This window comes from Actinoplanes sp. NPDC051861, from assembly GCF_040681145.1.
Lineage (GTDB): Bacteria > Actinomycetota > Actinomycetes > Mycobacteriales > Micromonosporaceae > Actinoplanes.
In genome coordinates this window covers 166,029-169,916 of the sequence record NZ_JBFAYE010000023.1, presented here as the reverse complement: position 1 = coordinate 169,916, position 3,888 = coordinate 166,029, and the positions used below count along the sequence as shown (strand labels likewise).

Here is a 3,888-nt window from a genome sequence, read left to right as displayed (position 1 = left end):
GGCATCGGCCACAACGGCTGGCTCACCATCGCCTGGTCCCTCGGCCTCGCCGTCCTCGGCTACCTCTGGTCCACCGCCAAGTTCAACAACGACCCCCGATGACAACCCGCCCCGGTCCGATAGTGATCGATGTATCCCGCTAAAGTGGCCTGCTTTGGCGGCCCGGACCGGGGCGCACCGACGGGGGAGGTCACATGAACAGGCGGACGATGATGCGCGGCGGCGCGGCGCTGGTGATGGCGGCGGCGCTGGCGGTGAGCGGATGTGCCGGCAACGGGACGGTGAACGGTGACACCGCGGCGGGCAGCGGCGACGCCAAGCCGGCCGAGGCGGCGGGCGACGCGACCGCCGCGCTGGTCGCCGGTGCGGCCAAGCTGCAGGAGCAATCCTTCAAGACCACGATCGACATGGGCACGTCGGGCAACATCTCCGGGGTGATGGACCCGAAGACCAAGACCGGCGAGTTCCTCATGGAGGCCGAGGCCGAGGGCACCAAGATGAAGACCGAGATGCGGATCGTCGAGGGGACGAACTACGTCCGCATCACGATGCCGGGCGTCGACATCCCGGGCATGGACGGCAAGACCTGGCGCAAGCTCGGGGGCGCCGGCGGCACGGGCACACTCGGCGGGTTCGACGCCAGCGACACCGTCAAGAGCCTGGAGGCGGCCACCGACGTGAAGTGGGCCGGTGACAAGGCGGTGACCGGCACGATCGACCTGACCAAGGCGGGGCAGCAGCTCGGCATGGGCACCAGCGACCTGGGCAAGCTCACCACCAAGACGATCCCGTTCGAGGCGGGCTTCGACGGTGAGGGCCGGCTGGTCACGTACGCGCTGACCATCCCGGCGATCGGCACCGACACCCCGGTCAAGATGAACATGACCTACTCGGACTTCGGCACGCCGGTCGACATCAAGGCCCCGGCCGCGTCGGAACTGGCCAAGGAGGGCTGACGCTCATCCGGGCCGGGGCACCGGATCACGGTGTCCCGGCCCGGAACGTCTCGCCCGCGATCCGTTCGACAGCCGTCACGGCGCCGAACGCGACGATCCGGACTGTCCGCTCGTCGGTGCGCAGCTCGGGAGCCACCGTCAGCCGGTAGGGCGCGACGGCCGCCAACAGCGCCAGCCGCACCGCCTCCCGTTCGGCGGCGGGGGCGGACGCGACCGTCCGGGGCAACCAGGGATCGCCGGGCGGCGGGTGCTCGCCGTTCCAGTCGGCGACCGCCTCCGACACGAGGCGGCGGGACGGTGGGCTGAGCAGCTCGCCGCCGGCGTGAGCTTCCCAGGAGAAGCACGCGTACGCCGTACCGATGGAATCATTTGCTCTGACCGGGCGCCGCACGCGGCGGGAGAGAGCCGCCCCGGCCAGCCGACGCAGCGGGCTGATCAGCAGCGAACCCGGCCGCAGCACGTCGACCATCCGGTTGATGAAGTGGCTGACCAGCACCGTTCCCGCGAACTCGGCGGCCTGCGACGGCGGCGCCGGAACGGGACCCAGACCGGAACCGCTGGCCGAGGCCCAGGTCACCACCGCGGCGTCGTCCGGATCGGGTGGCGTCTCACCGCGCAGCACCGCACGGGCCAGCCGGTGGGCACCCGTGGCGTGCAGCAGCGCCCCGTGCGCGTCGATGCAGAACGGGCAGCGGTTGGCGACCGAGACGGCGAGGGCGGCGGCCTCCTTGCGGGCGCGCGGAGCCTCGCCGGCCAGCAGAGACTCACGCAGCAACGTCCAGGTCGCGGCGTGCAGGGCGGGCACCGGGGCGAGGTGCGGCGCGAACGGGGCGCCGAGCTCACGACGGGACTGTGCGAAGATCCGGGCGGTCGCGCCGGTGGCGGTCTCCATGGGATCCGACATGATGTACCGGGTCATGGGCTCATCGTCTGGCGCCCGGGACCCGGTCCGCGTCGCACAGCGGGACCGTCCTCGGACCCGGGGACTACTCCCGCTGGGGTATGGGGTGTCAACCCCCGGTCCGATGCGCTCCACAGTGGTGGTCGTCTACCTTTCCCGATGTGAGACGGGATCTGGCACTGGCCGCGGGCGTCGCGGCGGTCGGGATCGGCGCCGCGCTGACCGCGCCGCCGGGCCGCACGCCGCTGGACGTCACCGCGTTCGTGCTGCTGCTGGCCGGTGCCGCCCCGCTGCTGCTGCGGCGGGTCGCTCCGGTGCCGGTGCTGGCGGTGACAGCGACACTGCTGATCGCCTACCTGGCGCTGGGCTATCCCGGCATCGGTCCCGCGATCGCGGTGATGGTCGCCGCGTTCACCGCGGTCTCCGCGGGCCATCGGCGAAGTGCCGTCGTGGTCATCGCCGCGATCATCACGGCCGGCCCGGCGGTCGAGTTGCTGACCGCGGGTGGTGGCCGGGCGGCGGTGCAGCACTGGAGCCTGCTGCTGGGCTGGATCGTGGCGTCCGCCGTGATGGCCGAGACGCTGGTGCAGCACCGGGCGTTCCGGCGCCAGGCCGAGGAACGCGCGGCCGAGGCGGAGCGCACCCGTGAGGAGGTGGCCAGACGCCGCGCCGGAGAGGAACGGCTGCGGATCGCGCGGGAGCTGCACGACTCCCTCACCCACTGCATCTCGATCATCAAGGTGCAGGCGGGCGTCGCGGTCCATCTCGCGCGCAAGAGCGGCGAGCCGGTGCCGCCCGCGCTGGTCGCGATCCAGGAGGCGGGCACGGAGGCGATGCGCGAGCTGCGGGCCACCCTCGACGTGCTGCACGGCGACCAGCCCGATCACGGATTGCACCAGCTCAAGGACCTGATCGACGGTGCCGGGCTGGCGGGGGTGCCGGTGAGTCTCACGGTCGGCGGCCGGGAGCGGGAGCTGCCGGGGCCGGTCTCCGCGGCGGGCTACCGGATCGTACAGGAGGCGCTCACCAACGTGGGCCGGCATGCGGGGGAGACGGCGGCGGCGACGGTGCTGCTGGACTACGGCGACGACGATCTGACGGTGGAGATCAGCGACGACGGGCCTGGCCCGCCGGGGGAGGACGACGACGCGGTGCCGGGACGCGGGCTGCGGGGGATGGCTGAGCGGGTGGGCGCGCTGGGCGGTTCGCTGCGGGCTGGTCGGGGCGATAAAGGCGGATTTATCGTACGGGTAAAGCTCCCGCTCCCGCCCCGGGACCAACCGTGATCCGCGTGCTGCTCGTCGACGACCAGCCGATGATCCGTGCCGGGTTCCGCGCGCTGCTCGACGCCGAGGACGACATCTCGGTGGTCGCCGAGGCGAGCGACGGTGCTCAGGGAGTGCGCCTGGCGACGTCGTTGCTGCCCGACGTCGCCCTGGTCGACATCCAGATGCCCGTGCTCGACGGGATCGAGGCCACCCGCCGGATCGCCGCCGACCCGCGCCTGGCCGCCGTGCACGTGGTGATCCTGACGAACTTCGGCGTGGACGACCACGTCTACGCCGCCCTGCGTGCCGGAGCCGCCGGCTTCCTGGTCAAGGACAGCGAACCCGACGACCTCCTGCACGGCATCCGCCTGGCCGCCCGCGGCGACGCCCTCCTCTCCCCGGCAATCACCAGACGCCTGATCGCCGACTACGTCTCGCGCCCCCGCCCCGGCAGCGAGTCGGTCCGGCTGGCCGCCCTCACCGCCCGCGAGCGCGAGGTGGTCGCCCTGGCCGCGCGCGGCCTCTCCAACGACGAAATAGCCACCACCATCGTGATCAGCCCCGCAACCGCCAAAACCCACATCAGCCGCGCGATGATCAAGCTGGGCGCCCGCGACCGCGCCCAACTCGTCGTCATCGCCTACGAGTCAGGCCTGGTCACCCCCACCCAGCGCTGACCCACCGCCTCCCCGCGCCGCCCCGGTTCCCGCGCCGCCCCGGTTCCCGCGCCGCCCCGGTTCCCGCGCCGCTCCGGTTCCCGCGC

General features: G+C 72.7%; 4 protein-coding genes. 3 read left to right on the top strand and 1 reads right to left on the bottom strand.

The genetic code is table 11. The features are described 5' to 3' along the window. The first annotated feature begins 194 nt into the window (after positions 1 to 194). A complete protein-coding gene (locus tag AB0M02_RS39165) occupies positions 195 to 956 on the top strand; it encodes a hypothetical protein (RefSeq protein WP_364236738.1) in 762 nt (253 codons plus the stop codon). A gap of 25 nt (positions 957 to 981) precedes the next feature. Here the strand turns inward: AB0M02_RS39165 and AB0M02_RS39160 are convergent, their stop codons facing one another. Continuing rightward, positions 982 to 1,875 carry a carboxymuconolactone decarboxylase family protein gene (locus tag AB0M02_RS39160; RefSeq protein ID WP_364236736.1) on the bottom strand — a complete coding sequence of 298 codons (894 nt, stop codon included), beginning with the start codon at positions 1,873 to 1,875 and terminating at the stop codon, positions 982 to 984. Between the two features lie 143 nt (positions 1,876 to 2,018). Here AB0M02_RS39160 and AB0M02_RS39155 point away from each other — a divergent pair, with 143 nt between their 5' ends. Further along, positions 2,019 to 3,143, top strand: coding sequence for a histidine kinase (locus tag AB0M02_RS39155; protein WP_364236734.1), 1,125 nt, complete (start codon positions 2,019 to 2,021; stop codon positions 3,141 to 3,143). Beyond that, positions 3,140 to 3,802: a response regulator transcription factor gene (locus AB0M02_RS39150; RefSeq protein WP_364236731.1), complete on the top strand. Its 663-nt coding sequence runs from the start codon at positions 3,140 to 3,142 to the stop codon at positions 3,800 to 3,802. The genes AB0M02_RS39155 and AB0M02_RS39150 overlap by 4 nt, the downstream gene beginning before the upstream one ends. Positions 3,803 to 3,888 lie beyond the last annotated feature (86 nt).